This is a genomic window from Paraburkholderia ginsengiterrae, from assembly GCF_001645125.1.
Taxonomy (GTDB): Bacteria; Pseudomonadota; Gammaproteobacteria; order Burkholderiales; family Burkholderiaceae; genus Paraburkholderia; species Paraburkholderia ginsengiterrae.
On record NZ_LXKA01000327.1, the window covers coordinates 212,048 to 238,246 of the forward strand.

At 62.5% G+C, this 26,199-nt stretch carries 23 protein-coding genes and 1 pseudogene; 22 read left to right on the plus strand and 2 right to left on the minus strand.

Translation table 11 applies throughout. The annotated features are described in order from the left end of the window. Nucleotides 1–482: 482 nt before the first annotated feature. The 18 genes and pseudogenes from gyrA to cysM all read left to right on the plus strand — a co-directional run bounded on the left by gyrA (nt 483) and on the right by cysM (nt 20,011). Nucleotides 483–3,113, plus strand: a complete 2,631-nt coding sequence (gene gyrA / locus A6V37_RS23375; RefSeq protein ID WP_075643543.1) for a DNA gyrase subunit A — start codon at nt 483–485, stop codon at nt 3,111–3,113. 123 nt (nt 3,114–3,236) lie between these two features. Next, entirely contained in the window at nt 3,237–3,845 is a 609-nt protein-coding gene (locus A6V37_RS23380) for a DUF2059 domain-containing protein (protein ID WP_064268536.1), read from the plus strand. 296 nt (nt 3,846–4,141) lie between these two features. Next, nucleotides 4,142–5,224 (plus strand): annotated as a pseudogene (gene serC, locus A6V37_RS23385) (3-phosphoserine/phosphohydroxythreonine transaminase). Nucleotides 5,225–5,294: 70 nt separating this feature from the next. After that, nucleotides 5,295–6,377, plus strand: a complete 1,083-nt coding sequence (gene pheA / locus A6V37_RS23390; protein ID WP_064286391.1) for a prephenate dehydratase — start codon at nt 5,295–5,297, stop codon at nt 6,375–6,377. 90 nt (nt 6,378–6,467) lie between these two features. Then, complete coding sequence (gene hisC, locus A6V37_RS23395) at nt 6,468–7,580, plus strand: histidinol-phosphate transaminase (RefSeq protein ID WP_064286392.1); 1,113 nt, start codon at nt 6,468–6,470, stop codon at nt 7,578–7,580. A gap of 52 nt (nt 7,581–7,632) precedes the next feature. After that, nucleotides 7,633–8,574, plus strand: coding sequence for a prephenate dehydrogenase (locus tag A6V37_RS23400; RefSeq protein ID WP_064268533.1), 942 nt, complete (start codon nt 7,633–7,635; stop codon nt 8,572–8,574). A 19-nt stretch (nt 8,575–8,593) separates the two neighbouring features. Beyond that, nucleotides 8,594–9,898, plus strand: a complete 1,305-nt coding sequence (gene aroA, locus A6V37_RS23405; RefSeq protein ID WP_064268532.1) for a 3-phosphoshikimate 1-carboxyvinyltransferase — start codon at nt 8,594–8,596, stop codon at nt 9,896–9,898. A gap of 35 nt (nt 9,899–9,933) precedes the next feature. Continuing rightward, nucleotides 9,934–10,620, plus strand: coding sequence for a (d)CMP kinase (cmk, locus tag A6V37_RS23410; RefSeq protein ID WP_064268531.1), 687 nt, complete (start codon nt 9,934–9,936; stop codon nt 10,618–10,620). A gap of 163 nt (nt 10,621–10,783) precedes the next feature. Continuing rightward, on the plus strand, nt 10,784–12,517 hold the full coding sequence (gene rpsA, locus A6V37_RS23415; RefSeq protein ID WP_064268530.1) for a 30S ribosomal protein S1: 1,734 nt from the start codon (nt 10,784–10,786) through the stop codon (nt 12,515–12,517). A gap of 110 nt (nt 12,518–12,627) precedes the next feature. Further along, nucleotides 12,628–12,951: an integration host factor subunit beta gene (locus tag A6V37_RS23420; RefSeq protein WP_064268529.1), complete on the plus strand. Its 324-nt coding sequence runs from the start codon at nt 12,628–12,630 to the stop codon at nt 12,949–12,951. After that, nucleotides 12,938–13,219 carry a hypothetical protein gene (locus tag A6V37_RS40920; protein WP_131799886.1) on the plus strand — a complete coding sequence of 94 codons (282 nt, stop codon included), beginning with the start codon at nt 12,938–12,940 and terminating at the stop codon, nt 13,217–13,219. Before A6V37_RS23420 ends, A6V37_RS40920 begins: the two co-directional genes overlap by 14 nt. Next, nucleotides 13,216–13,509 carry a LapA family protein gene (locus tag A6V37_RS23425; protein ID WP_064268528.1) on the plus strand — a complete coding sequence of 98 codons (294 nt, stop codon included), beginning with the start codon at nt 13,216–13,218 and terminating at the stop codon, nt 13,507–13,509. Before A6V37_RS40920 ends, A6V37_RS23425 begins: the two co-directional genes overlap by 4 nt. A 69-nt stretch (nt 13,510–13,578) precedes the next feature. Next, nucleotides 13,579–14,754, plus strand: coding sequence for a lipopolysaccharide assembly protein LapB (gene lapB, locus A6V37_RS23430; protein WP_064268527.1), 1,176 nt, complete (start codon nt 13,579–13,581; stop codon nt 14,752–14,754). A 129-nt stretch (nt 14,755–14,883) separates the two neighbouring features. Beyond that, a complete protein-coding gene (locus tag A6V37_RS23435; protein WP_064268526.1) occupies nt 14,884–16,287 on the plus strand; it encodes a UDP-glucose dehydrogenase family protein in 1,404 nt (467 codons plus the stop codon). Continuing rightward, nucleotides 16,253–17,260: a D-glycero-beta-D-manno-heptose-7-phosphate kinase gene (gene rfaE1, locus A6V37_RS23440; protein WP_075643545.1), complete on the plus strand. Its 1,008-nt coding sequence runs from the start codon at nt 16,253–16,255 to the stop codon at nt 17,258–17,260. The genes A6V37_RS23435 and rfaE1 overlap by 35 nt, the downstream gene beginning before the upstream one ends. A 46-nt stretch (nt 17,261–17,306) precedes the next feature. After that, on the plus strand, nt 17,307–18,299 hold the full coding sequence (rfaD, locus tag A6V37_RS23445) for an ADP-glyceromanno-heptose 6-epimerase (RefSeq protein ID WP_064268524.1): 993 nt from the start codon (nt 17,307–17,309) through the stop codon (nt 18,297–18,299). A 77-nt stretch (nt 18,300–18,376) separates the two neighbouring features. After that, entirely contained in the window at nt 18,377–18,742 is a 366-nt protein-coding gene (locus tag A6V37_RS23450) for a ComEA family DNA-binding protein (RefSeq protein WP_064268523.1), read from the plus strand. Nucleotides 18,743–19,108: 366 nt separating this feature from the next. Continuing rightward, complete coding sequence (gene cysM, locus A6V37_RS23455; protein ID WP_064268522.1) at nt 19,109–20,011, plus strand: cysteine synthase CysM; 903 nt, start codon at nt 19,109–19,111, stop codon at nt 20,009–20,011. Nucleotides 20,012–20,113: 102 nt separating this feature from the next. On the opposite strand, the gene mltB is transcribed toward cysM, so the two are convergent. Next, the gene (gene mltB / locus A6V37_RS23460; protein ID WP_064286393.1) at nt 20,114–21,259 is read right to left on the minus strand and encodes a lytic murein transglycosylase B; all 1,146 of its coding nucleotides are present in this window, start codon (nt 21,257–21,259) and stop codon (nt 20,114–20,116) included. A 317-nt stretch (nt 21,260–21,576) separates the two neighbouring features. On the opposite strand from mltB, the gene A6V37_RS23465 reads away from it, so the two are divergent. Next, nucleotides 21,577–22,500: a histone deacetylase family protein gene (locus A6V37_RS23465; RefSeq protein ID WP_064268903.1), complete on the plus strand. Its 924-nt coding sequence runs from the start codon at nt 21,577–21,579 to the stop codon at nt 22,498–22,500. 51 nt (nt 22,501–22,551) lie between these two features. After that, nucleotides 22,552–23,358 (plus strand): enoyl-CoA hydratase, encoded by an 807-nt coding sequence (locus A6V37_RS23470; RefSeq protein WP_064268520.1) that lies wholly within the window; start codon nt 22,552–22,554, stop codon nt 23,356–23,358. Here A6V37_RS23470 and A6V37_RS23475 read toward each other — a convergent pair. After that, nucleotides 23,349–24,254, minus strand: a complete 906-nt coding sequence (locus tag A6V37_RS23475) for an alpha/beta hydrolase (RefSeq protein ID WP_064268519.1) — start codon at nt 24,252–24,254, stop codon at nt 23,349–23,351. The two genes, A6V37_RS23470 and A6V37_RS23475, sit on opposite strands and share 10 nt — an antisense overlap. 240 nt (nt 24,255–24,494) lie before the next feature. On the opposite strand from A6V37_RS23475, the gene A6V37_RS23480 reads away from it, so the two are divergent. Then, a complete protein-coding gene (locus A6V37_RS23480) occupies nt 24,495–25,529 on the plus strand; it encodes a methionine ABC transporter ATP-binding protein (protein ID WP_064268518.1) in 1,035 nt (344 codons plus the stop codon). Further along, nucleotides 25,519–26,172, plus strand: coding sequence for a methionine ABC transporter permease (locus tag A6V37_RS23485; protein ID WP_064268517.1), 654 nt, complete (start codon nt 25,519–25,521; stop codon nt 26,170–26,172). The genes A6V37_RS23480 and A6V37_RS23485 overlap by 11 nt, the downstream gene beginning before the upstream one ends. Nucleotides 26,173–26,199: the final 27 nt, after the last annotated feature.

The window sequence follows — 26,199 nt, forward strand, 5'->3', positions numbered from 1 at the left end:
CCTCTCGAAATTGAGATTACCGCAGGTTTACTGCGAGCCTGTTGACGAAGACCAGTCATACATTGCTCGAAGTATAACATTGGTGCGGAACAAAAAACGCGGTGTGTAGACTTCGAGCAGTGTCTAACTCTTTGTGCGTTGGCATTTTGCCATATCGTTCCCTTCTGACGATAAAAAAATCTGCCCCCCATCAAAACGCCCACCAATTGTGGTGCATGCGCAACAGAAGTAATCGTCTGGAGGCACCGCCAGTCTTGGCTGAGCGGCGATTTGCCCCACGCACGAATCGAGCCTGCTGCATCTCAAAAATGAGTGGGTCGAGATGCGCTTTGCGTGCATCCCACTAATAGGTATACGTAGGTCAGCCGGGGCCGGATTCGCGGCATGTTAGAATCGTGTGATGCATTGCGCCTGCAATGCTTACGCGAAGGCGCGGCGCAATGTGGTTAAGCCGTCGCCTTGGCACGTAAAAGATACGGATAATGGATCAATTCGCCAAAGAGACTCTGCCAATCTCCCTAGAGGAGGAAATGCGCCGTTCGTATCTCGATTACGCGATGAGCGTGATCGTAGGGCGTGCGCTTCCCGATGTTCGCGATGGCCTGAAGCCGGTTCACCGGCGCGTGCTGTACGCGATGCACGAACTGAACAACGACTGGAACCGGGCTTACAAGAAGTCGGCGCGTATTGTCGGCGACGTCATCGGTAAATATCACCCGCACGGCGACACGGCTGTCTACGACACCATTGTCCGGATGGCGCAGGACTTCTCGCTGCGCTACATGCTGGTGGACGGTCAGGGCAACTTCGGCTCGGTCGACGGTGACAATGCCGCGGCAATGCGGTACACCGAAATCCGCATGGCGAAGATCGGCCACGAACTGCTGGCCGACATCGACAAGGAAACGGTCGACTTCACGCCGAACTACGACGGCAGTGAAAACGAACCGGCCATCTTGCCGGCGCGCATTCCCAATCTTCTGATCAATGGCTCGTCCGGTATCGCGGTCGGCATGGCGACCAACATTCCGCCGCACAACCTTAATGAGGTTGTCGACGCGTGCCAGCATCTGCTCAAGAACCCGGAAGCCACGATCGACGAGCTGATCGAGATCATTCCGGCGCCTGATTTCCCTACCGCCGGCATCATCTATGGCGTGGCGGGCGTGCGCGACGGCTATCGCACCGGCCGGGGCCGCGTGGTGATGCGTGCGCTCACGCACTTCGAGGAAATCGACCGCGGCCAGCGCATGGCGATCATCGTCGACGAATTGCCGTACCAGGTGAACAAGCGCTCACTTCTGGAGCGCATTGCCGAACTGGTCAACGAGAAGAAGCTCGAGGGCATTTCCGACATCCGCGACGAGTCCGACAAGAGCGGCATGCGCGTCGTGATCGAGCTCAAGCGCGGCGAAGTGCCGGAAGTCGTCCTCAATAATCTGTACAAGGCGACCCAGCTTCAGGACACCTTCGGCATGAACATGGTCGCGCTGGTCGACGGCCAGCCGAAGCTGCTGAATCTGAAGGAAATGCTGTCGTGCTTCCTGTCGCATCGCCGGGAAGTGCTGACGCGGCGCACTGTATACGAACTGCGCAAGGCGCGCGAACGCGGCCACGTGCTCGAAGGTCTCGCCGTTGCGCTCGCCAACATCGACGAGTTCATCGCGATCATCAAGGCCGCGCCGACCCCGCCGATCGCCAAGCAGGAATTGATGGCGCGTCCGTGGGATTCGTCGCTGGTTCGCGAAATGCTGTCGCGCGCCGAGACGGAAAACGCGTCGGTGGGTGGCCGCGAGGCCTACCGTCCGGACGGTTTGAATCCGTCGTTCGGTATGCAGTCGGACGGCCTCTACCGTCTGTCCGACACCCAGGCTCAGGAAATTCTGCAGATGCGTCTGCAGCGCCTGACCGGCCTGGAGCAGGACAAGATCATCGGCGAATACCGCGAAGTCATGGCGCAAATCGCCGACCTGCTGGACATTCTGGCTCGCCCGGAGCGCATTACGGCGATCATCGTCGGCGAACTCACGTCGATCAAAGCCGAATTCGGCGACGCGCGCCGCTCGAAGATCGAGATGAACGCGACCGAGCTGAACACGGAAGACCTGATCACGCCGCAAGAAATGGTCGTGACCATGTCGCACGCCGGCTACGTGAAATCGCAGCCGTTGTCCGAATATAGCGCGCAGAAGCGCGGCGGTCGCGGCAAGCAGGCCACGGCAATGAAAGAGGACGACTGGATCGATACGCTGTTCATCGCGAACACGCACGATCATATTCTGTGCTTCTCGAATCGCGGCCGGGTCTATAGCGTGAAGGTCTACGAAGTGCCGCAAGGCTCGCGGAACTCGCGCGGCCGTCCGATCGTGAATATCTTCCCGCTTCAGGAAGGCGAAAAGATTACGGTTGTCCTGCCGGTCAAGGAATTCTCGGCAGACAAGTTCGTCTTTATGGGCACCGCGTTAGGAACTGTAAAAAAGACGCCGCTGGAAGCCTTTGGCCGCGTGTTGCGCAAAGGTATTATTGCGGTCGGTCTGGATGACGGCGACTACCTGATCGGCGCTGCCATTACGGATGGCCAGCATGACGTGATGCTGTTCTCGGATTCAGGCAAGGCGGTTCGCTTCGACGAGAACGACGTGCGTCCGATGGGCCGCGAGGCGCGCGGCGTGCGCGGCATGCAGCTTGAAGACGGCCAGAACGTGATCGCGTTGCTGGTGGCCGGCGACGAGCAGCAGTCGGTGCTCACCGCCACGGAAAACGGTTACGGCAAGCGCACGCCGATTACCGAGTACACCCGTCACGGCCGCGGTACGAAGGGCATGATCGCGATCCAGACGTCGGAGCGTAACGGCAAGGTCGTCGCCGCCACGCTGGTGGATCCGGAAGCGCAGATCATGCTGATCACCAATACCGGCGTCCTGATCCGTACGCGCGTGTCGGAAATTCGAGAAATGGGGCGCGCAACCCAAGGTGTTACACTCATCAGCCTTGACGAAGGGACCAAGCTTTCTGGTCTGCAACAGGTTGCTGAGGCGGAGGGCGATACGGAAGGTGACGCCGAAGGTCCCGCTGAAGGTGGCAACGGCGGTGAAGAGGGCGGTGCGGCCTGATTCGCGTCAGCGTCTTACAGTCTCAGTGATTGGTTGAAAGCTGCGCCGGGAATAATGGCGTGTCGGGCCGATACGTATCCCGCGCAGCTCGCAGTTCAAGTTCAATTCTATTAGGGAGTAATGATGCAAAAACGATTCAAACAACTGATGTTGCTGGCTGCTCTCGTGCCGACGTTCGCCATGGCTCAAGCTCTTCAGAGCTCGGCTCCGGCGGCTGCGGCCCCGGCTCCCGCCGCGGCACCGGTTGATCCGGCCAAGCAGGCTGCAATCAAGGACCTGCTGGACGCAATCGACGCGCAGAAGCTCGTCGGCGCGATCGGCAACAGCGCCCAGATGCAAGCCAAGCAGCTGGTTCCGGCGATCCTGTCGGACGCCCTGAGCGAAAACAAGACGATGACGGACAAGCAGAAGCAGGCTTCCGTTCCGACGCTGCAAAAGAACGCAGTGCCGAAGCTGGTTGACGGCGCGGGCCAGGTGTTCGCAACCGACAGTTTCCGTCAGGACGCGATGCAAGCTCAGTACGACGCGTACGCGAAGTACTACAGCACGTCGGAAATCAAGGATCTGACGGCGTTCTACAAGAGCCCGACCGGCCGCAAGTTCATCCAGGTGCAAGACCAGGTTGGCCGCGACGTCGTAAATGGCTTGATGCAAAAGTACATGCCGCAATCGATCAAGGCAACGCGTGACCAGGCTGACAAGGAAGTCGCTTCGGTCAAGCCGGCTAAGTAATAAGTCAGCCCAGGTAATAAGTCAGCCCAGGGTCGAAAGGCCGCACTGACATTGCGCCAGCCGCCGCCTGACCGGCCCGCCTCGTAAGCTGCGTGGCGCGCCGGGTTTGGCGGCTTGGCGGTGACAATGCGATAATGGTCGTTTGCGCACACGCGCAGACGGCCATTATCTTTTTTCGGCGCGGAATCGCCAGCAAAAGCACATTGCCTGTTTCACGTTCGTGGCTTTTGCGGCTGTCAATTTCGCCGATTTTTGCGCGAACGTCCGTTTTTCGCGCCTGCTTCCAGGATCACACGATGCGCGTCTTTAATTTCTCCGCCGGCCCTGCGGCCATGCCCGAAGAAGTCCTGCGTCAGGCTGCCGCCGAGATGCTCGACTGGCAAGGTAGCGGCATGAGCGTGATGGAAATGAGCCATCGCGGCAAAGAGTTCATGTCGATCCACGAGGAAGCGCTCGTCGACCTGCGCGACCTGCTCAATGTGCCGGCGAGCCATCACATCATGTTCCTGCAGGGCGGGGGGCTCGGCGAGAACGCAATCGTGCCGATGAACCTGATGGGCGCGAAGCCGCGCGCGGATTTCGTCGTAACGGGTTCCTGGTCGCAGAAGTCGTTCAAGGAAGCGCAGAAGTAGGGCACCGCGCACCTGGCCGCGAGCGGCCAGACGGCTGATGGTTTCACGCGCGCGCCCGCACGTTCGGAATGGCAGTTGTCGGACGATCCGGCCTACGTGCATCTGTGCACGAACGAGACCATTCACGGCGTCGAAACGTTCGAGATACCCGACCTCGGCGACATTCCGCTGGTGGCCGACGCCTCGTCGCACATCCTGTCGCGTCCCATGGACATCGCCAAATACGGCGTGCTGTTCGGCGGCGCGCAGAAGAATATCGGCATGGCCGGCGTGACGGTGGTGATCGCGCGCGAAGACCTGCTCAATCGCGCGCAGCCAATCTGCCCTTCGGCGTTCGAATGGAAAACCGTCGCCGAGAACAATTCGATGTACAACACGCCGCCCACGTACGCGATCTATGCCGCCGGGCTGGTGTTCAAGTGGTTGAAGAAGCAGGGCGGCCTTGCCGCGATGGAAGCGCGAAATGTCGAGAAGTCGAAGCTGCTGTACGACGCGATCGACTCGAGCAGCTTCTATCTGAACAAGGTCGAGCGTGGCTCGCGCTCGCGGATGAACATACCGTTTTTCCTCGCCGACGAGTCGCGCAACGAAGATTTCCTGGCCGGCGCGAAAGCGCGGGGAATGGTGCAGCTAAAGGGCCACAAGTCCGTCGGCGGCATGCGGGCGTCGCTTTATAACGCCGTCCCGCTCGAAGGCGTCAAAGCGCTTGTCGAATACATGAAGGAATTCGAACAGCGTAGCGCCTGAGTATTCGGGGCGCGCGCATCCTTTCCAGCACGCATTTTTGCAGCAGCTACCGGCAGGGCCGTTTTCACGCATGGACGACGAACTCAATACCCGACTCAAGCCTCTTCGCGAGCGCATCGACGCGCGCGACGCGCAGTTGATCGCGCTCCTCAATCAGCGCGCCGCGGTGGCGCTCGAAGTAGGTGAGGTAAAGAAGCATTTCAACGCGCCGGTGTTCCGCCCGGAGCGCGAACAGCAGGTGATCGCGCGTCTGCAGGACATGAGCGAAGGACCGCTCGCGAGCGAACATATCAGCGCGATCTGGCGCGAGATCATGGCCGCGAGCCGTGCGCTTGAGAAGACCATCAAGGCCGCGTACCTTGGGCCGGTCGGCACCTATAGCGAACAGGCCATGCACGAATACTTCGGTCAGTCGATCGAAGGACTGCCGTGTCCGTCGATCGACGAAGTGTTTCGCTCGGTCGAAGCGGGCGCCGCGGAGTTCGGCGTCGTGCCGGTCGAGAATTCGACCGAAGGCGCGGTGTCGCGTACGCTCGATCTGCTCCTGCAAACGCAACTGACGATCGGCGGCGAACTGGCCTTGCCGATTCACCACAATCTGTTGACGCTGAACGGCAGCCTCACCGGCGTGACGCGCGTGTGCGCGCATGCGCAGGCGCTCGCCCAGTGTCAGCGCTGGCTGTCGACTAATGCGCCGCATCTCGAGCGCCAGGCGGTGTCGAGCAACGCGGAAGCGGCCCGCATGGCTGCGGAAGATCCCACCGTTGCGGCGATCGCCGGCGATCGCGCCGCCACCCACTACGGCCTGCAAGTCGCGTATGCGCTGATCCAGGACGATCCGCACAACCGCACGCGCTTCGTGATGATCGGCAAGCAGCCGGCCGGCCCGAGCGGTTACGACCAGACGTCGCTGATCGTGTCGGTCGTGAACGAACCGGGCGCGATGGTCAAGCTGCTGGAGCCGCTGGCGCGTCACAGCGTGTCCATGACGCGTTTCGAATCGCGTCCAGCACGCGTCGGCACGTGGGAGTACTACTTCTACATCGACATCGAAGGGCATCGCGACGATCCGGCGGTCGCGGCCGCGCTCGCCGAACTCGGCAAAAAGGCGGCATTCCTGAAGATTCTGGGCTCGTATCCGCGCGCCCGTTGATGAGATCCAGTCGGACATTCAGGCGGCACGCGGCGGCTTTCGAGCGTGCCGGCCGCACCTTCAATTATTCATAGTCGTTCGGAGATTTTCATGACAGCGTCTTTCGGTCCTTCCTACGTGCGTGCCATTGCGCCCTACATTGCCGGCAAACCGATTTCGGAAGTGGCGCGCGAGTTCGGGCTGGACGAAGCGACCATTGTGAAACTCGCGTCGAATGAGAATCCGCTCGGCATGCCGGAGTCGGCGCAGCGCGCCATGGCGCAGGCCGCCAGCGAACTGGGCCGGTATCCGGACGCGAACGCGTTCGAGCTGAAGGCTGCGTTGAGCGAACGTTATGGCGTGCCGGCCGAGTGGGTCACGCTCGGCAACGGCAGTAACGATATCCTCGAAATCGCCGCGCATGCGTTGGTGGAAAAGGGCCAGTCGATTGTCTACGCGCAGTATTCTTTTGCCGTCTACGCATTGGCCACGCAAGGCGTGGGCGCGCGCGCGATCGTCGTGCCGGCCGTCCAGTACGGTCATGACCTCGACGCGATGCTCGCCGCGGTCACCGACGACACGCGCCTGATTTTCGTCGCCAATCCGAACAACCCGACCGGCACCTTCATCGACGGCGCGAAGCTCGAGGCGTTTCTCGACAAGGTGCCGCGCAGCGTGGTCGTCGTGCTGGACGAGGCTTACACAGAATATCTCCCAGAAGAGAAGCGCTACGACTCGATCGCGTGGGTGCGCCGCTACCCGAATCTGCTGGTGTCGCGCACGTTCTCGAAGGCGTTCGGCCTCGCAGGTCTGCGCGTTGGTTTTGCGATTGCGCAGCCCGAGTTGACCGATCTGCTGAACCGTCTGCGTCAGCCGTTCAACGTGAACACGCTGGCGCAAGCGGCGGCCATCGCGGCACTGAACGACAAGGCGTTTCTGGAAAAGAGTGCGGCGTTGAACGCTCAGGGCTATCGTCGGCTGACCGAAGCGTTCGACAAGCTCGGTCTGGAGTACGTGCCGTCGGACGGCAACTTCGTGCTGGTGCGCGTCGGCAACGACGATGCGGCCGGCCAGCGCGTCAACCTCGAGTTGCTCAAGCAGGGCGTGATCGTGCGCCCGGTCGGCAATTACGGTTTGCCGCAATGGCTGCGTATTACGATCGGCCTGCCGGAAGAAAATGAAGCGTTCCTCGCGGCGCTCGAAAAGACGCTCGCCACCGCGTAAGCGTTGCCCCTTGACCCGCGCGCCTAATTAGCATGAAAGGCGCGCTTATTCTGTGACCGACGTGGCCGCGTTTTCATTTAACAAGCTGGTAATTTTCGGTGTCGGCCTGATCGGCGGATCGTTGGCGCGCGCACTGCGCGAGCGCGGCGAAGCCGAGGGCGGGCGCAAGGTGATCGGCGTCGGGCGCTCGCCCGCGTCGACCGAACGCGCCGCGGAACTAGGCGTGATCGACGGCGCGGCGGCGTTGAACGACGATGCGGCGCTGCGCGACGCGCTGTCCGGCGCTGACTTTGTCCTGCTGGCGGCGCCCGTCGCTCAGACGCAGTCCTTGCTCGAGCGCATCGGGCCGTTTCTCGACCTGGGTACGATCGTCACCGACGCGGGCAGCACGAAATCGGACGTGGTCGCCGCGGCGCGAGCCGCGCTCGGTGCGCGCGTCGGCCAGTTCGTGCCGGGGCATCCCATTGCCGGGCGCGAGTCCAGTGGCGTGGACGCCGCCTTGCCCGACCTGTACGTGGGCCGTAACGTCGTGTTGTGCCCACTTCCGGAGAATGCGCCGGAGGCCGTCGAGCGCGTGGCGGCGATGTGGCGGGCAACCGGCGCCCTCGTGCGCAACATGGCGCCTGAGCAGCATGATCGCGTGTTCGCGTCAGTCAGCCACTTGCCGCACGTCTTGTCGTTCGCGCTGGTCGAGCAGATTCTCAATTCGCCCGACGCGGCATTGAAATTCTCGTTCGCGGCGGGTGGCTTCCGCGACTTTACGCGCATTGCCGCGTCGAGCCCGGAAATGTGGCGCGACGTGTGCGTGGCCAATCGCGTTGCACTGCTCGACGAGCTTGACGCCTACACGGCCGTGCTGGCGCGTTTGCGCGCCGCTATCGAGTCTGCGGACGGCGCCACCCTCGAAGCCGTGTTCGCGCGCTCACGCGTGGCGCGTACAGAATGGCAGGAACAGCGCGCTGCCGGCGTTGCCAACAGCGACGCGTCGAAATAACCGGAAACTGGACTCAATCATGGAATTCCTCGATCTCGGACCGTTTTCCCGCGCGTCCGGCACGGTACGTCTGCCCGGCTCGAAGAGCATCTCGAACCGGGTTCTGCTGCTTGCGGCGCTGGCCGAAGGCGAAACCACGATCACCAATCTGCTCGATTCCGACGACACCCGCGTCATGCTCGACGCGCTCGAGAAGCTCGGCGTGCGCTTCACGCGCGAGGGCGACACCTGCGTCGTGACCGGCACGCGCGGCGCGTTCACCGCGCGCACGGCCGATCTGTTCCTCGGCAATGCCGGCACGGCGGTGCGTCCCCTGACCGCGGCACTGGCGGTCAATGGCGGCGACTATCGTATTCACGGCGTGCCGCGCATGCACGAGCGGCCGATCGGCGACCTGGTCGACGGCCTGCGTCAGCTCGGCGCGCGAATCGACTACGAGGAGAACGAAGGCTATCCGCCGCTGCGGATCCGCCCAGCGCAGATTTCCGCCGAAGCGCCGATTCGCGTGCGTGGCGACGTGTCGAGCCAGTTCCTGACCTCGCTGCTCATGACGCTGCCGCTCCTGCGCACTGCCAGCGGCGTGAGCACCGTCCAGGTGGACGGCGAGCTGATCTCCAGGCCCTATATCGAGATCACGATCAAGCTGATGGAGCGCTTCGGCATCAAGGTCGAGCGTCATGGCTGGCATCAGTTCGTGGTGCCGGCCGGCCAGCGTTATCAGTCGCCGGGCACGATCATGGTGGAGGGCGATGCCTCGTCCGCCTCGTATTTCCTCGCGGCCGGCGCGCTCGGCGGTGGCCCGTTGCGAGTGGAAGGCGTGGGCCGCGCCAGCATTCAGGGCGACGTCGGCTTCGCCGATGCGCTCATCAGGATGGGCGCGAACCTGCAGATGGGCGAGGACTGGATCGAAGTGCGAGGCGTCGGTCACGACAGCGGCAAGCTCGAGCCGATCGACATGGACTGCAATCTGATCCCGGATGCCGCGATGACGATTGCCGTCGCAGCACTGTTCGCGGACGGTGCGACCACGCTGCGCAATATCGCCAGCTGGCGCGTGAAGGAAACCGACCGGCTCGCCGCGATGGCCACCGAACTTCGCAAGGTGGGCGCGAAGGTTCAGGAGGGCGAGGATTTCCTCGTGGTCGAGCCGCCTGAAAAGCTGATTCCGAACGCCGCTATCGACACCTACGACGATCACCGCATGGCGATGTGTTTTTCGTTGGTGAGTCTCGGCGGCGTGCCGGTCCGGATCAACGACCCGAAGTGTGTCGGCAAGACGTTTCCCGATTATTTCGAGCGCTTCACGGCGCTCGCTCAACCCTGATTCGACCCCGAATTGACTGACGTGCGACTTTTTCGATGAAACCGACCCGTCCCTTTCACCAGACGCCCGTCATTACGATCGACGGCCCAAGTGCCTCCGGCAAAGGCACCGTGGCCGCGCTGGTGGCCGCGAGCCTCGGCTTCCATCTGCTGGACAGCGGCGCGCTGTACCGTCTCACCGCGCTGGCCAGCCTGCGCTATGGCATCGCGGCGGACAATGCCGACGCCCTTGTGGAACTGGTCGACGACCTCCATATCACGTTCCGCGAGGGGCTGGCGCAACTCGACGGCATCGACGTGTCGGCTGAGATTCGTGCCGAGGAAGTGGGCAGCCGCGCTTCGGCAATCGCCGTGCACGCCCCCGTGCGCACCGCGCTGGTGGCGCGTCAGCGGGCATTCCGCAAGGAGCCCGGGCTGGTCGCCGACGGCCGCGACATGGGCACCGTGATCTTCCAGGACGCCGTGCTGAAGGTGTTCATGACCGCCAGCGTCGAGGCCCGTGCGACGCGCCGGTATAAGCAATTGATCCAAAAAGGATTTTCTGCTAATATAGATGACTTGCTCCGGGATTTGCGTGAGCGCGACGAGCGTGACAGTCAGCGCGCAGCCGCGCCACTCAAGCCCGCGGCGGATGCAAAGCTGCTTGATACCTCCGCATTGTCGATCGACCAGGCGGTCGAGCAGGTGGTGCAATGGTATGAAGCTTTAACCCCGCATGCCTGATTGAAACATGAGTTGCTGATCAGCGGCGGGCGCAGTAGAAGTCCGTTGTCAGTAGGTGCTTCGCGATTGTCGTGAAGCGTTGTATTAACCCTTTAACCCCGCGTGGCATTCGCTTTATTGCCGAATTTGCTGGCCGTACGGTCAGCCGGGCACCGCGAGAACCATGCAAATTTTGATTTTTATGTCCGACCTGCAAACCTCTACCCCGAATACCGAATCTTTTGCGGCTCTGTTCGAAGAGTCGCTGACCAAGCAAGACATGCGCGCCGGCGAAGTGATCTCCGCCGAAGTCGTGCGTGTTGACCACAACTTTGTGGTCGTCAACGCTGGTCTCAAGTCCGAAGCCTACATCCCGCTCGAAGAGTTCCTGAACGACGCGGGCGAGGTAGAAGTGCAGGCGGGCGACTTCGTTTCCGTCGCGATCGACGCGCTGGAAAACGGCTATGGCGACACCATCCTGTCGCGCGACAAGGCGAAGCGCCTCGCTTCGTGGCTGTCGCTGGAAAAGGCTCTCGACAACAACGAACTCGTGACCGGCACGATCACGGGCAAGGTCAAGGGCGGCATGACCGTCATGGTCAACGGCATTCGCGCATTCCTGCCGGGCTCGCTGGTCGACACGCGCCCGGTCAAGGACACGACGCCGTACGAAGGCAAGACGCTGGAATTCCGCGTCATCAAGCTGGACCGCAAGCGTAACAACGTGGTGCTGTCGCGCCGCGCTGTGATCGAAGCGACGCAAGGCGAAGAGCGCGCAAAGCTGCTCGAAACGCTGAAGGAAGGCGCGATCGTGGAAGGCGTGGTCAAGAACATCACCGACTACGGCGCATTCGTGGACCTCGGCGGTATCGACGGCCTGCTGCACATCACCGACATCGCATGGCGTCGTGTGCGTCACCCGAGCGAAGTGCTGTCGGTTGGCCAGGAAGTCACCGCGAAGATCCTCAAGTTCGATCAAGAGAAGAACCGCGTTTCGCTGGGCATCAAGCAACTGGGCGACGATCCGTGGGAAGGCATCTCGCGCCGTTACCCGTCGGGCACGCGCCTGTTCGGTAAGGTCACCAACATCACCGACTACGGCGCATTCGTCGAAGTCGAATCGGGCATCGAAGGCCTGGTTCACGTGTCGGAAATGGACTGGACGAACAAGAACGTTGCACCGTCGAAGGTTGTGCAGCTGGGCGACGAAGTCGAAGTCATGGTTCTCGAAATCGACGAAGACCGCCGCCGTATCAGCCTCGGCATGAAGCAGTGCAAGCCGAACCCGTGGGACGACTTCAGCCGCAACTTCAAGAAGGGCGACAAGCTGCAAGGCGCAATCAAGTCGATCACCGACTTCGGCGTCTTCATCGGTCTGCCGGGCGGCATCGACGGTCTGGTTCACCTGTCGGACCTGTCGTGGTCGGAAACGGGCGAAGAAGCTGTCCGCAAGTACAAGAAGGGCGACGAAGTGGAAGCGATCGTTCTCGGCATCGACGTCGAGAAGGAACGCATTTCGCTGGGTATCAAGCAGCTCGAAGGCGACCCGTTCAGCAACTTCGTTGCAATGAACGACAAGGGTTCGATCGTCGACGGCGTGGTCAAGACGGTGGACGCAAAGGGTGCAGTGGTTCAGCTGTCGGCGGAAGTCGAAGGCTACCTGCGTGCTTCGGAGCTGTCGCAAGACCGCGTGGAAGATGCTCGCAACGTGCTGAAGGACGGCGACAAGGTCAACGCGATGATCATCAACATCGATCGCAAGTCGCGTGGCATCAACCTGTCGATCAAGGCCAAGGATTCGGCTGAGCAGCAGGAAGCGATCCGCGGTCTGGCTTCGTCGGACTCGAGCGCAGCTGCTACCGGCACGACGAACCTCGGCGCGCTGCTGAAGGCCAAGCTCGACGGCCAGAACCAGTAATTGAGGAACGCCCCCAAAGCTGTTTCTTCGCGCCAGGCCCCCTGCGGGACTTGGTGCGGAGCAGAAAAATCGGGGGTGGCCCGGCGTTTTCTTGAGAGGTCTGCTGCAGTATGACCAAATCGGAATTGGTCGCCCAGCTGGCTACGCGATTTCCGCAACTTGTACTTAAAGATGCGGATTTCGCGGTGAAGACGATGCTTGATGCGATGTCGGAGGCGCTTGCCAACGGTCATCGCATTGAAATTCGTGGCTTCGGCAGCTTCGGCCTCAATCGTCGTCCATCTCGCGTGGGGCGTAATCCGAAGTCCGGTGAGAAGGTGCTGGTGCCTGAGAAGTACGTACCGCACTTCAAGCCTGGCAAGGAATTGCGCGAGCGGGTAGACCGACATTCGGGCGAACCGCTGAAGGCCGAAGAGCCGGATGACGATCTGTAAATGCTCCGCTGTGCCTTTTGCAGCGCGGCATGGTAGCGTCAGCGGCCAAAGCCAGTCGGCAAAAGACCAGAAAAAGCGCCTTAGGGCGCTTTTTTTTCGTCCACAGGTTTCATTCATTTCGCGGCATCAACCGGCAATCCGCCAGTTCCTGCCCAGCCGCGAGGGCTTCAATTACAATACGGGTCACTTCGGCGCGGGCAACACCGTGGCGCGACGCGTCATCAAGCCGGCGTCACCCCGCAACTGCCGTCAAGAGACCTATTCATGAAATTTATCGTCTGGCTGATCCGTGTGCTGGTGTTCGTGCTGCTGCTGGTGCTGGCGCTCTCCAACACACAACCTGCTACGTTGAATTTCCTCGCTGGCTACGCGTGGTCTGCGCCGCTGATCCTGATCGGCCTCGCGTTTTTCGTGGTGGGGCTGCTGGCAGGGTTGGTGTCCTCAATGCCGGCCATGGTGCGCTTGCGCATGGAAAATGGCCGGCTCAAGCGCGAGTTGCGTGTGGCGCGCGAAACCCCGGCGGTGGTCGAACAGCCGCCCATGCCGCCGCTGATCTGAATTTTCTTGCGCCGCGCGTATTAAGCGCGGCTTTCCGTTTTCGCTGTCCCGCACATTTGCATTAATCGCATGGATCTAGACTTCTGGTGGCTGCTGGTCATCCCCGTCGCCTTCGCGTTCGGCTGGATGGCCGCGCGCTACGACCTCAAGACGCTGTTGTCCGAAAGCGCCAACCTGCCGCGGTCGTATTTCCGTGGCCTGAACTTCCTGCTCAACGAGCAGCCCGACCAGGCAATCGATGCGTTCATCGAAGTCGTCAAGCTCGACCCGGAAACGATCGAATTGCACTTCGCGCTAGGTAACCTGTTCCGGCGCCGTGGTGAGACGGACCGCGCGATTCGCGTGCATCAGAATCTGCTGAGCCGCGCCGATTTGCCGGTCAACGAGCGCGACCACGCGCTCTACGAACTGGGTCAGGACTTCCTGAAAGCCGGCTTGCTCGATCGCGCGGAGGAAACGTTCCGCTCGCTCGAAACCGGCGACTACGCGCTCGGGGCGCAGCGCGCGCTGCTCACCATCTACGAAATCGAGAAGGACTGGGTCAAGTCGATCGACACGGCCCGCCATCTGGAAACGATGGGCGCCGAATCGCTCGACAAGGAAATCGCCCAGTTCCATTGCGAACTGGCGCAGGAGGCGCTGCAGCAGAAGAACCCGGACGAGGCTCGCCGCCAGCTCGGCTTCGCATTGAAGGCGAACCCGACCAATGTGCGCGCCACGATCCTGTTCGGCGACGTCGATGCGGCCGGCGGTGCGCCGGAAGCGGCTATCGCGCAGTGGCGGCGGGTGGAGGAACAGAATTCGTCCTATCTGCCGCTCGTCGCGGAAAAGGTGATGAAGGCCTACGAAGCGCTCGGCCGCCCGCAGGAAGGCGCCGATCTGCTTACCACGTGGGTGGACCGCTATCCGACCAATGATTTGCTCGACGTCGCCTACCAGCACGTCGCCACGCTGCGCGGACCCGATGCCGCGCATGCGCTGGCACGCTCGCAGATGCAGAAGTCGCCGAACCTCGCGGGCATGACACGGCTGCTCGAAGCTCAGGAAGCCGTCGCGGAGGAGCCGCGGCGCAGCGAACTGGGGCTGATGCGCACGCTGATCCGCCAGCGCACCAAAAATCTGCCACGGTATACATGCCAGAATTGCGGCTTCAGGGCGCGGCTTTTCTACTGGCAATGCCCGGGCTGCAGCGGTTGGGAAACCTATGCGCCGCGCCGCGTCGAACCGATCACCGGATCGAGTTGACGCCTCGCCGGCGGCGCGGCCGCTCCGCCGCGCGCACGGCAACAGCCCGTGCGCGGGCGGACTGAGCAATGTGTTCAAGATCGGCTTTATCGCCGGGAATCGTCACCGGAACCCTCTACCGGAAAGCATATGAAAATCACCATTATTGGCACGGGCTATGTGGGTCTCGTCACCGGCGCGTGTCTCGCTGAAATCGGCCACGACGTCTTCTGTCTCGACGTCGATCCGCGCAAGATCGAAATCCTCAATAACGGCGGCGTGCCCATTCACGAGCCGGGCTTGCAGGAGATGATCGCCCGCACGCGCGCGGCTCGCCGCATCACGTTTTCGACCGACGTCGAGGCGAGCGTCGCTCACGGGGACGTTCAATTCATCGCGGTCGGTACACCGCCGGACGAAGACGGCTCGGCCGATCTGCAATATGTGCTCGAAGCGGCACGCAACATTGGCCGCACGATGAACGGCTTCAAGGTGATCGTCGACAAGTCGACCGTGCCGGTCGGCACTGCGCAGCGCGTGCGTGCGGTGGTCGAAGAAGAACTGGTCAAACGCGGGCTCGGCAATAGCGCGCAGCATCGCTTCTCGGTGGTCTCCAATCCAGAGTTCCTGAAGGAAGGCGCGGCGGTCGACGACTTCATGCGCCCCGATCGTATCGTGATCGGTATTGATGAGGACGAAGCCGGCGTGCGCGCGCGTGAGCTGATGAAGCGTCTGTACGCGCCGTTCAACCGCAATCACGAACGCACGCTGTACATGGACGTGCGCTCCGCCGAGTTCACGAAATACGCCGCCAACGCCATGCTCGCCACCCGCATCTCGTTCATGAACGAGATGTCGAATCTGGCCGACCGGGTCGGCGCGGACATCGAAGCAGTGCGTCGCGGCATCGGCTCCGACCCGCGGATTGGCTATCACTTCCTGTACGCCGGTTGTGGCTACGGCGGCTCGTGCTTCCCGAAGGACGTGCAGGCGCTGATTCGCACCGCCAGCGAAAGCGGCCACAATCTGCGCATCCTCGAAGCGGTCGAGGAAGTGAACCATAAGCAGAAGGAAGTGCTGGTCCGCAAGATCACGGACAAGCTCGGCGAGGACCTGAGCGGCCAGACGTTCGCCGTGTGGGGGCTCGCGTTCAAGCCGAATACCGACGACATGCGCGAGGCGCCGAGCCGCCGCCTGATTGCGGAACTGCTGACGCGCGGCGCTCACGTGCGCGCGTACGATCCTGTTGCAGTGACCGAAGCGCGTCGCGTGTTCGCACTGGATCTGCACGATGCACCTGATCAGCTCGCGCGTCTCACCTTCACGGGCACACAGGATGAAACCCTCACTGGCGCGGATGCGCTCGTGATCGTGACCGAATGGAAGGAATTCAAGAGCCCGGATTTCGTGCATCTGAAATCGGTGCTGAAGTCGCCGCTGATTTTCGACGGCCGCAACCTGTACGAACCGGAGACGATGACCGAGCTTGGCATCGACTATCACTCGATTGGACGTCCTTATGCCCAACCCACTGAACTTCCGGCCAATGCCTGAGGCCACCCCGGGGGCCGTTGCATCCACGCCCGCGCCGGCACTCACCGTCGTGCCGCGCGAACAGCTCGGCGCTGCGCGCGTGCTGGTGGTGGGCGACGTGATGCTCGATCGCTACTGGTTCGGCGACGTCAACCGTATCTCGCCGGAAGCGCCGGTGCCGGTGGTGCACGTGCAGCGCCAGGAAGACCGCCTAGGCGGCGCGGCGAACGTTGCGCGCAATGCCGTCGCGCTCGGCGCGCAGGCGGGTCTGCTGTGTGTGGTCGGCCATGACGAGCCCGGTGAGCGCCTCGTGCAGCTGTTGAGCGAGAGTGGCGTGAAGCCGCATCTCGAGCGCGATCCGGCGCTCCTCACCACGATCAAGCTGCGTGTGCTGTCGCGTCAGCAGCAGTTGCTGCGCGTCGACTTCGAAAATTCGCCCGCGCACGAAGTGCTGCTCGCGGGCCTCGCACGTTTCGACGAACTGCTGCCCTCGCACGACGTGATTCTGATGTCCGATTACGCGAAAGGCGGCCTGACCCACGTCACGCAAATGATCGCGAAGGCGCACGCGGCGGGCAAGCCAGTCCTGGTCGATCCGAAGGGCGACGACTGGGAGCGCTATCGCGGCGCCACGTTGATCACGCCGAATCGCGCGGAGTTGCGCGAGGTCGTCGGCCAGTGGAAATCCGAAGAAGATCTGATCGCGCGGGTGGCGAAGCTGCGCGCCGATCTGCAGTTCAAGGCGCTGTTGCTGACGCGTTCGGAAGAGGGCATGACGCTCTTCTCGGACGACGGCATCCTGCACGCTTCGGCTGTCGCGCGCGAAGTGTATGATGTTTCGGGTGCGGGCGACACCGTGATCGCCACGCTCGCCGCCATGCTCGGCGCGGGCCTTTCGCTGGTCGAGGCGGTCGGGCTCGCGAATCGCGCGGCCGGCATCGTGGTCGGCAAACTGGGCACCGCCACCGTCAACTACGACGAACTATTCAATTGATGCGGCCCGCGAGGGCCCATGCAAAGCTCACTACCGCAGGATCATCATGACCCTCATCGTCACCGGCGCGGCCGGTTTTATCGGCAGCAATCTCGTGAAGGCGCTCAACGAGCGCGGTGAGCAACGCATCATCGCGGTCGACAATCTGACGCGTGCGGACAAGTTCAAGAATCTGGTCGACTGCGAGATCGACGACTATCTCGACAAGACCGACTTCGTCGAGCGCTTCAGGCGCGGCGACTTCGGCAAGGTGCGCGCGATTTTCCACGAAGGCGCCTGTTCGGACACGATGGAAACCGACGGCCGCTACATGATGGAGAACAACTTCCGCTACAGCCGCGAAGTGCTCGACGTCTGCCTCGCACAGAACATCCAGTTCCTGTATGCGTCTTCGGCGGCCACTTATGGCGGGTCGAGCCGTTTCGTCGAAGAGCGTGAAGTCGAGCAGCCGCTGAACGTGTACGGCTATTCGAAATTCCTGTTCGACCAGGTGATTCGCCGCGTGCTGCCCACGGCGAAGAGCCAGATCGCCGGCTTCCGTTATTTCAACGTCTACGGGCCGCGCGAAACGCATAAGGCGCGCATGGCGTCGGTGGCGTTTCACAACTTCAACCAGTTCCGCGCCGAGGGCAAGGTCAAGCTGTTCGGCGAATACAACGGCTACGCCGCGGGCGAACAGACGCGCGACTTCGTCTCCGTGGAAGACGTGGTGAAGGTCAATCTGTTTTTCCTCGACCACCCGGAGAAATCGGGCATTTTCAATCTGGGCAGCGGCCGCGCGCAACCGTTCAACGACATCGCAAGCACGGTGGTCAACACGCTGCGCTCGTTGAGCAACGAACCGGCGCTGTCGCTCGCGGAACAGGTGCAGCGCGGACTGATCGAATACATTCCGTTCCCGGACGCCTTGCGCGGCAAGTACCAGTGCTTCACGCAAGCGGACCAGTCGAAACTGCGCGCGGCCGGTTACGATGCGCCGTTTCTGAGCGTGCAGGAAGGTGTCGATCGCTACGTACGTTGGCTATTCGGCCAGGTGTAAATCTTTCGGATACCTCTTTAAACTGGAATCTCCCGGTTGGTGATGGTCGCCAACCGGTTGTATGAGGGAGATTCCATATGTTTCGAAAAATTCTGGTTACCGCGGCCATGCTTGCCGCTTTCGGCCACGCGTACGCGGCGGTCGACGTCAACACGGCGAATGAAGACGCGCTGCGCGGCATCAAGGGCATCGGTCCTGCCAAAGCGAAAGCCATTCTCGAAGAGCGTGCGGCGCATGGTCCGTTCAAGGACCCGGCCGATCTCGGCAAGCGCGTCAAGGGCATGGGCGGGCATACCGTCGAGCGCCTGCAGGCGGAGGGTCTCGCTGTCGGTCCGGCTGGCGCGGCTGCTAACACGCAGGCTGCGGCGGCTGCACAAACCAAGGGCGCGGCCGTTCCGGCCCACACGCCAAAGGACAACACCACGGTGGCGGTGAAGAAATAGCCTGGCGCGAACTCCGCGCGCGGGCCTAGCCGCTCTCGCGCGGGGTTCGTTTGCGTCGTACCCCTTCATGGTCGGAGTGGGCAGGAACACTCCTTCAGCTGTCATGCAGATGACTGGCTCCCGCGGTTCTCAGCCGCGGGCTTTTTGCCGTCGCCGTTGCGTGGAAATTGCGCGGATCTTGCGTGGCTGTCGCGCGGTTTGTGCGCGGACCTTACCGCTATTGGCGGGGCGGCGAACGCGCGCCACACGAACTCGCGGGCAAGAACATGCATCCATGCGGGCAGAAGGGCCGCACGGCAGCCATTCGGCTGGTGGTTTAGAATCGATGGATTAGAGACTCCGCGCATCGACGGCACCAGAACCGATATGGCTTACAAAACGATTGAAGATACGATCGGCAATACGCCGCTCGTGCAACTCGTCCGGCTTCCCGACGACGAGATCCGCAGCCGCAATAACGTGATTCTCGCGAAGCTCGAGGGCAACAATCCCGCAGGGTCGGTGAAGGATCGCCCGGCGTTGTCGATGATCAAGAAAGCGGAGTTGCGCGGGCGGATCAAACCGGGCGACACGCTGATCGAAGCGACCAGCGGCAACACTGGCATCGCGCTCGCCATGGCGGCCGCGGTGCGTGGCTACAAAATGGTCCTGATCATGCCGGAAGATCTGTCGGTGGAGCGCCGTCAGAGCATGGCCGCCTACGGCGCGCAGATCCTGCTCACGCCGGTCACGGGCGGCATGGAGTACGCGCGCGATCTGGCAGAGCAGATGCAGCGCGAAGGCAAGGGCATCATTCTCGATCAGTTCGCCAATCCGGATAATCCGGCGTCGCATGTGGAAGGCACAGGCCCGGAAATCTGGCGCGACACCGAAGGACGCATTACGCACTTCGTGTCGTCCATGGGCACGACCGGCACGATCATGGGCGTGTCCACGTATCTGAAGGAACAGAATCAGGCGATCGAGATCATCGGCGCGCAACCGGAAGAGGGTTCGCGTATTCCGGGCATCCGCAAATGGCCGGAAGCCTATCTGCCGAAAATCTTCGATCGCAGCCGCGTGGATCGCGTCGAGAACGTGAGCCAGGCCGCCGCCGAGGCCATGGCGCGGCGCATGGCATCGGTCGAAGGCATTTTCGCGGGCATCTCGTCGGGCGGCGCTTGTGAAGTGGCACTGCGCATCGCACGCCAGGTCGAGAACGCAACGATCGTATTTATCGTCTGCGATCGCGGCGACCGCTATCTGTCGACGGGTGTGTTTCCCGCATGAACGCGTAGTCGCGCCCTGCAAGAAAAAAACGCCGGTTCATTGTGAACCGGCGTTTTTTTATGCCACCCACGCGCGCGACACAACGGCCACGCACCCCGCCGTTTATTGTGAAGCCGCTGCCGGTGCAGCCGGCGCTGCCGCTGCTGCCGCGTCGCCTGCCTCCATCTGCGCCTTCACCCGCTGACCCAACTGATACACCGCGAGGGCATAGAAGAAGCTGCGGTTATAGCGCGTCAAAACGTAGAAGTTTTTCAGGCCCAGCATGTATTCGGTGCCGCGCCCCGGCGAGGGCAGATCCACCACCGTCACTGGCGTGCCGGCTTCCGTTGCTACATCCACGTCCGGCTCATTGAGCAGCAGTCCGGCGCGCAGCAATTGATCGAGTGGCCAGTGCGGTTCAGGCTTGCCGTCGGCGGCCGCCTGCGCGACGCCAAGACTGCCGGCGTCCGAGCCGATTTTCCACACCACCGGACGACCGTTCTCCCAGCCGTTCTGGCGCAGATAGTTCGCCACGCTGCCGATCGCGTCCGCCTGGCTGGTGCGCAGGTCGATCTGCTTGTTGCCGTCGTAGCTCACCGCGTATTGCACGATGCTGCTCGGCAGGAACTGCGGAATGCCGATCGCGCCGGTGTAGGAGCCAAGCACCGTGGTCGGATCGATCTGCGAATCGCGCGTCCACACCAGATAGTCTTCGAGGTTTTTGCGGAAGGTCGCCTGGCGATCCGCGCGATTGGCGGTGTTCGGGTAGTCGAAGCTGAGCGTGGTCAGCGCGTCGAGCACGCGGAAGTTGCCCATGAAGCGGCCATAAATCGTCTCCACGCCGATGATGCCGACGATCACCTCCGGCGGCACGCCGAACTCTTCATACGCGCGTTGCAAGGTGGCCTGATTCGCACGCCAGAAGCGCACGCCGGCGTTGATGCGGACCTGGTCGAGAAAGCGCGACTGGTAGACGCGCCAGTTCTTGACCGTGGGCGAGGGCGACGGCGTCACGAGCTTGACCGCGGTTGCCGAATAGCTCACGCCCGCAAACAGCGCGTGCAGCGCCGTCTCGTTGAAATCGTAGCGCGCGACCATGTCGTTGATAAACGCGTCGACATTGGGATTATTCGCATAGCGCTGAGGGATGATTTCTTCCTCAAACGTTTGCCCTTGCGGCACCGCCGATTGCGGTTGGCTTTGAGCGAGCTGCACCGGCGGTTGTTTGCCGGCGCTTTGCGCGATCGCCGGACTGGTTGCCATGAACATGCACGTTGCGACGGATATTGCGGCGGCCAAGGTTCTGTTGCGTAGCCGGTTTCGTGCGGACAGGGCAAGCTTGACGGTCATAGTGAGCTAGGGGCGCGTTGCGTAAAAGACGAGGGAAAAACAGCGGGAAACCGATCGGGGCAGTATACCCGACGCCTCCCGGAAAACTGTGCCTGACGCGTCACAACCGGCGTCGCAGCGGGCGTCACAGCCGGTTCGTGTGGTAACTTGACGACTGTTGGCGCGCAGAGGGTGCGCGCCTCTCGATGGAGACACGCCGCGCGCGTTTCGAAGACGCCGCGCCGCGCAAGAAAATCATGGCAACAGGTTTTTATTCTCACGCCGACTGTCTGCGGCATGATATGGGGCAATGGCATCCCGAATGCCCGGCGCGCCTGCAGGCAATCGAAGATCAATTGATCGCGAGCCGTATCGACTCGCTGATCGAGCGCGAGTCGCCGCCGCTTGCCGACGAAGCCGCGTTGCTGCGCGTGCATACGCAAGCGCACGTCGATTACATCCGCAGCCTTTCGCCGCTGGAAGGCATCGCGGAAATCGATCCCGATACGACGATGACCCCGCACACGTTGCAAGCCGCGTTGCGGGCGGCCGGTGCCGCGGTAGCCGCGACCGATGCGGTGATCGAAGGCCGCTACGACAACGCCTTCTGCAGCGTGCGCCCGCCTGGCCACCATGCGGAGCCGGCGCGTGCCATGGGCTTCTGCTTTTTCAACAACGTCGCGATCGCCGCGCGTCATGCGCTCGAAGTGCATGGCCTGCAGCGCGTCGCGATCATCGACTTCGACGTGCATCATGGCAACGGCACCGAAGCCGCCTTCTCGGGCGACTCCCGCGTGCTGATGTGCAGCTTCTTCCAGCATCCGTTCTATCCGTTCACCGGCGCCGATAATCAGGCGCCCAATATGTGCAACGTGCCGATGCCGGCGCGCTCGAAAGGCATGGAAGTGCGCGAGGTGGTGGACATGATGTGGCTGCCGCGCCTGCATGAATTCAAGCCGGAAATGCTCTTCATCTCGGCCGGCTTCGACGCGCATCGCGAAGACGACCTCGGCAATATGGGTCTCGTCGAAGACGACTACGCGTGGATTACCGGGCAGATGCGCGAGATTGCGAAACGCTATGCACGCGGGCGGATCGTCAGTTGCCTCGAAGGTGGCTACAACCTGTCCGCGCTCGGGCGCAGCGTGGTCGCCCACGTGCGCTCGCTCGCCGGGATCTGAGACTGAGCTGCTGCGCCGCGCGCGGCGCAATCATTTCGAAGGAGGCGGGTCATGAATGCCGACGCGCATAACGCTTCACTGATCGAGATCGAACATGGCGCGTACGGCGTGCCGGGCGTCGTGCGCTTGACGATGAATCGGCCCGCTGCCTTCAATGCGCTGTCCGAAGCCTTGCTCGATGACTTGCAAAAGGCATTGACCGGGATCGCGCAGTCCGATGCGCGCGTGGTCGTGATTGCCGGCGCGGGCCGCGCGTTTTGCGCGGGGCACGACCTGAAGGAAATGCGCGCTTCGCCGTCGCTGGCGTACTACCAAGGATTGTTCGCCCGCTGCACGAAGCTGATGATGACGATCCAGCGCATGCCGCAGCCGGTGATCGCGCGCGTGCAGGGCATTGCCACGGCGGCGGGCTGTCAGCTCGTCGCGATGTGCGACCTCGCGGTTGCGGCTGACACCGCCCGTTTTGCCGTCTCGGGTGTGAACTTGGGGTTGTTTTGCGCGACGCCTTCCGTGCCGCTGTCGCGTAATCTGTCGCGCAAGGCGGCGCTCGAAATGCTGCTCACCGGCGACTTTATCGATGCCGCCGAGGCGAAGCGCCAGGGTCTCGTGAACCGCACGGCTCCCGAGGACGCGCTCGACTCGGAGCTCGCGCGGCTCGCCACCAGCATCTGCGCGAAACCCGTCGAGGCCGTGAGCGCCGGCAAGGGGCTCTTCTATCGTCAACTGGAGATGGGCATCGAGGCGGCGTATCAGCTTGCGGGCCAGACCATGGCCTGCAATATGATGGATGAGTCGGCGCTCGAAGGCGTGCAGGCCTTCATCGACAAACGGCCGCCCGACTGGAAGCATCAGGCCTGAATCACCAGCCGTTTTTCGATCCACGCAATCAACGCCCCGATTACCTGATCGCGGTCGATGTCGTTCATCGTCTCGTGGTAGCTGCCTTCATGCAGCGTCAGCGTCTTATCCAGCGAACCTGCGTGCGCGCCGAACTCGCGGCTGCCATCAGGCTCGGTGAGCTTGTCGGCGGTGCCGTGATACACCAGCAGCGGCACACGCAGATCCGCGCGGCCGCGTTCGATACGCGCCATCGCCAGCAACAGTTCCGCGCCGGTGCGCGCGGGGATTGCGCCGTGATGCACGAGCGGGTCATTGCGATTGGCGTTCACCACGGGCTGCAGGCGCGATAGCAACGACGCGTCGATTTTCATGGCCGGGAAGCTCGGATAGAGACGGCTGATCACCTGGCTCAGCTTGAGCATCCAGCGCGGCACGTCGTGCCCCGGCGCGAGGGCCGGGCTAGACAGAATCAGGCCGTTCAGCCGCCGGCCGCTCGCCTTGAGGCGCTCGATCGCGTAGAGCGCGGCCACCGCTCCGCCCATGCTGTGCCCCATCAGGAAGAGCGGCGCGCCACGCTCGGCCGTGGCGTCGAGCAAGGCTTGAGCGTCCTGCAGATAGTCGTCGAAGCGCTTCACGAACGCCCGCTTGCCCGGCGCGTGACCGTGGCCGCGCAGATCGATCGCAACCAGTTCGATGCCGGCCGCGTTCAGCCGTGCGGCCAGCGCCGCGTAGCGGCCGGCGTGCTCGGCCAGTCCGTGGATCAGCGCGACCGTGGCGCGCGTCGGCGCGGTGGCCGGCCAGCGGTACAGCGGCAATTCCACGCCGTCGCCGGTCATGACCGACGTGCGCTGCGGCGCGCCGTCATTCCTGTCGCCCGAGATGGGCCGCACGTTGCTGCTTTGGGATGTCTCCATGGCCGCCGTTTGTCCTGATTTTGTTCCGCCCGATCATAGTCGTAGCGGCAGTGCGTGCGCGAGCATCTCGCACCGAATGAGCCTCTAATGCCCTCAGGTTATGAAAAGATCGTAATTGATTATTAAAGGGTATGTCAGCGCTGCGGTAGAATCGCGGGTTCAAATCCCAATAAAAGCAACGGCGGCCGCTTGTCGGGAGCGCACAGCGCTCGCTGGCAGCCTCCGCCGTTTCGTTTTTTCATGATCGAAATACGCAATATCTCCCAGCGGTTCGCCGGGCCCCGGGGCTGGGTCGAGGCGCTGCACAACGTCAATCTGTCGATTCCGGCGGGCGAGGTGTTCGGCATCATCGGCCGCAGCGGCGCGGGCAAGAGCACGCTCGTGCGCACCCTCAATCTGCTGACGCGTCCCTCGGAAGGCAATATCGTCGTCAACGGCCGCGATCTGACGACGCTGCCTGCCGCGCAATTGCGCGAGGCGCGCCGCGAGATCGGCATGATCTTCCAGCACTTCAACCTGCTCTCGTCGCGCACGGTCTACGAGAACGTGGCGCTGCCGCTCGAGCTCGCCGGCATCAAGCGCGACGAAATCGAAGCGAACGTGCTGCCGCTGCTCGATCTGGTTGGTCTCTCGGCACAGAAGGATCGCTATCCGGCGCAGATCAGCGGTGGGCAGAAGCAGCGCGTGGGTATCGCCCGCGCGCTTGCGAGCAAGCCGAAAGTGCTGCTCTCCGACGAAGCGACCTCCGCGCTCGATCCCGAAACCACGCGCGCGATTCTCGACCTGCTCAAGCGCATCAATCGCGAACTGAACCTGACGATCGTGCTGATCACGCACCAGATGGATGTGATCAAGCAGGTCTGCGACCGCGTCGCCGTGCTGGATGCGGGCCGCGTGGTGGAAGAGGGCAAGGTCATCGACGTGTTCCTGCAACCGCGTCACGAAGTCACGCGCGCGTTGATCGGCGACGTGATCGCGCAAGAGTTGCCGCCTGCCATGAAGGCACGCGTCGCCGAGCGGCTCAAGACCGGCAGCGGCCATCTGCTGAGGCTCGCGTTCACCGGCTCGGGCGTCGATCAACCGATTCTGTCGGAAACGATTCGCCGCTACGAACTCGACTTCAACATCCTGCACGGCCAGATCGACGAGATCCAGGGGCAGGCGTTCGGCTCGCTCGCGGTGCTCGCGGGCGGCGAACCGGTGAAGGTGGCGCAGGCGCTGACGTATCTGCGCGAGCAAGGCGTGGTGGTGGAGGAGCTCTCGTATGTTGAGTGAAATGTTCGATATGTTCGTCCAGTCGTTCTGGGAAACGCTCGTCATGGTGGGCATTTCCGGACTGGTCGGCGCGGCGGTGGGTTTGCCGCTCGGCGTGTTGCTGTATCTGACGGATCGTCAGGGCGTGTTGCAGAACATCGCGGTCAATCGCGTGATGGGCGTGATCGTGAACGCGGTCCGTTCGACGCCGTTCATCATCCTGCTGGTGGCGGTGATTCCGTTCACGCGCCTCGTAGTGGGGTCGTCGATCGGGACGGCAGCCGCCGTCGTGCCGCTGACGATTGCCGCCGCGCCGTTCATCGCGCGTCTCGTCGAAACGGCGCTGCGCGAAGTGGACCGCGGCCTGATCGAAGCGGCGCAGGCGATGGGCGCGACCACCAGCCAGATCGTCTTCAAGGTGCTGCTGCCGGAATCGCTGCCGGGCGTGGTTGCCGGCTTGACGATCACCTTCGTCTCGCTGGTCGGCTATTCGGCTATGGCAGGCGCGATCGGCGGCGGCGGTCTTGGCGATCTTGGCATTCGTTATGGGTATCAGCGGTTTCTGCCGGAAGTGATGCTGACGGTCGTGGTGATTCTGATCGTCTTCGTGCAACTGGTGCAGTCGTTCGGGGATTGGCTCGTGCGTCGTTTGAGCCATAAATAAACACAATCCAGAGATTCGCAAAGGTCC

What these genes read in the sequence shown, in the direction of transcription:
- rfaD (WP_064268524.1), top strand. Translation starts at nt 17,307, where the DNA reads ATGACCCTCATCGTCACCGGCGCGGCCGGTTTTATCGGCAGCAATCTC.
- A6V37_RS23465 (WP_064268903.1), top strand. Translation starts at nt 21,577, where the DNA reads ATGGCAACAGGTTTTTATTCTCACGCCGACTGTCTGCGGCATGATATG.
- A6V37_RS23470 (WP_064268520.1), top strand. Translation starts at nt 22,552, where the DNA reads ATGAATGCCGACGCGCATAACGCTTCACTGATCGAGATCGAACATGGC.
- A6V37_RS23450 (WP_064268523.1), top strand. Translation starts at nt 18,377, where the DNA reads ATGTTTCGAAAAATTCTGGTTACCGCGGCCATGCTTGCCGCTTTCGGC.
- aroA (WP_064268532.1), top strand. Translation starts at nt 8,594, where the DNA reads ATGGAATTCCTCGATCTCGGACCGTTTTCCCGCGCGTCCGGCACGGTA.
- pheA (WP_064286391.1), top strand. Translation starts at nt 5,295, where the DNA reads ATGGACGACGAACTCAATACCCGACTCAAGCCTCTTCGCGAGCGCATC.
- A6V37_RS23420 (WP_064268529.1), top strand. Translation starts at nt 12,628, where the DNA reads ATGACCAAATCGGAATTGGTCGCCCAGCTGGCTACGCGATTTCCGCAA.
- A6V37_RS23380 (WP_064268536.1), top strand. Translation starts at nt 3,237, where the DNA reads ATGCAAAAACGATTCAAACAACTGATGTTGCTGGCTGCTCTCGTGCCG.
- mltB (WP_064286393.1), bottom strand. Translation starts at nt 21,259, where the DNA reads ATGTTCATGGCAACCAGTCCGGCGATCGCGCAAAGCGCCGGCAAACAA.
- A6V37_RS40920 (WP_131799886.1), top strand. Translation starts at nt 12,938, where the DNA reads ATGACGATCTGTAAATGCTCCGCTGTGCCTTTTGCAGCGCGGCATGGT.
- gyrA (WP_075643543.1), top strand. Translation starts at nt 483, where the DNA reads ATGGATCAATTCGCCAAAGAGACTCTGCCAATCTCCCTAGAGGAGGAA.
- rfaE1 (WP_075643545.1), top strand. Translation starts at nt 16,253, where the DNA reads ATGCCCAACCCACTGAACTTCCGGCCAATGCCTGAGGCCACCCCGGGG.
- cmk (WP_064268531.1), top strand. Translation starts at nt 9,934, where the DNA reads ATGAAACCGACCCGTCCCTTTCACCAGACGCCCGTCATTACGATCGAC.
- A6V37_RS23475 (WP_064268519.1), bottom strand. Translation starts at nt 24,254, where the DNA reads ATGGAGACATCCCAAAGCAGCAACGTGCGGCCCATCTCGGGCGACAGG.
- A6V37_RS23425 (WP_064268528.1), top strand. Translation starts at nt 13,216, where the DNA reads ATGAAATTTATCGTCTGGCTGATCCGTGTGCTGGTGTTCGTGCTGCTG.
- hisC (WP_064286392.1), top strand. Translation starts at nt 6,468, where the DNA reads ATGACAGCGTCTTTCGGTCCTTCCTACGTGCGTGCCATTGCGCCCTAC.
- A6V37_RS23480 (WP_064268518.1), top strand. Translation starts at nt 24,495, where the DNA reads ATGATCGAAATACGCAATATCTCCCAGCGGTTCGCCGGGCCCCGGGGC.
- A6V37_RS23485 (WP_064268517.1), top strand. Translation starts at nt 25,519, where the DNA reads ATGTTGAGTGAAATGTTCGATATGTTCGTCCAGTCGTTCTGGGAAACG.
- rpsA (WP_064268530.1), top strand. Translation starts at nt 10,784, where the DNA reads ATGCAAATTTTGATTTTTATGTCCGACCTGCAAACCTCTACCCCGAAT.
- A6V37_RS23435 (WP_064268526.1), top strand. Translation starts at nt 14,884, where the DNA reads ATGAAAATCACCATTATTGGCACGGGCTATGTGGGTCTCGTCACCGGC.
- lapB (WP_064268527.1), top strand. Translation starts at nt 13,579, where the DNA reads ATGGATCTAGACTTCTGGTGGCTGCTGGTCATCCCCGTCGCCTTCGCG.
- cysM (WP_064268522.1), top strand. Translation starts at nt 19,109, where the DNA reads ATGGCTTACAAAACGATTGAAGATACGATCGGCAATACGCCGCTCGTG.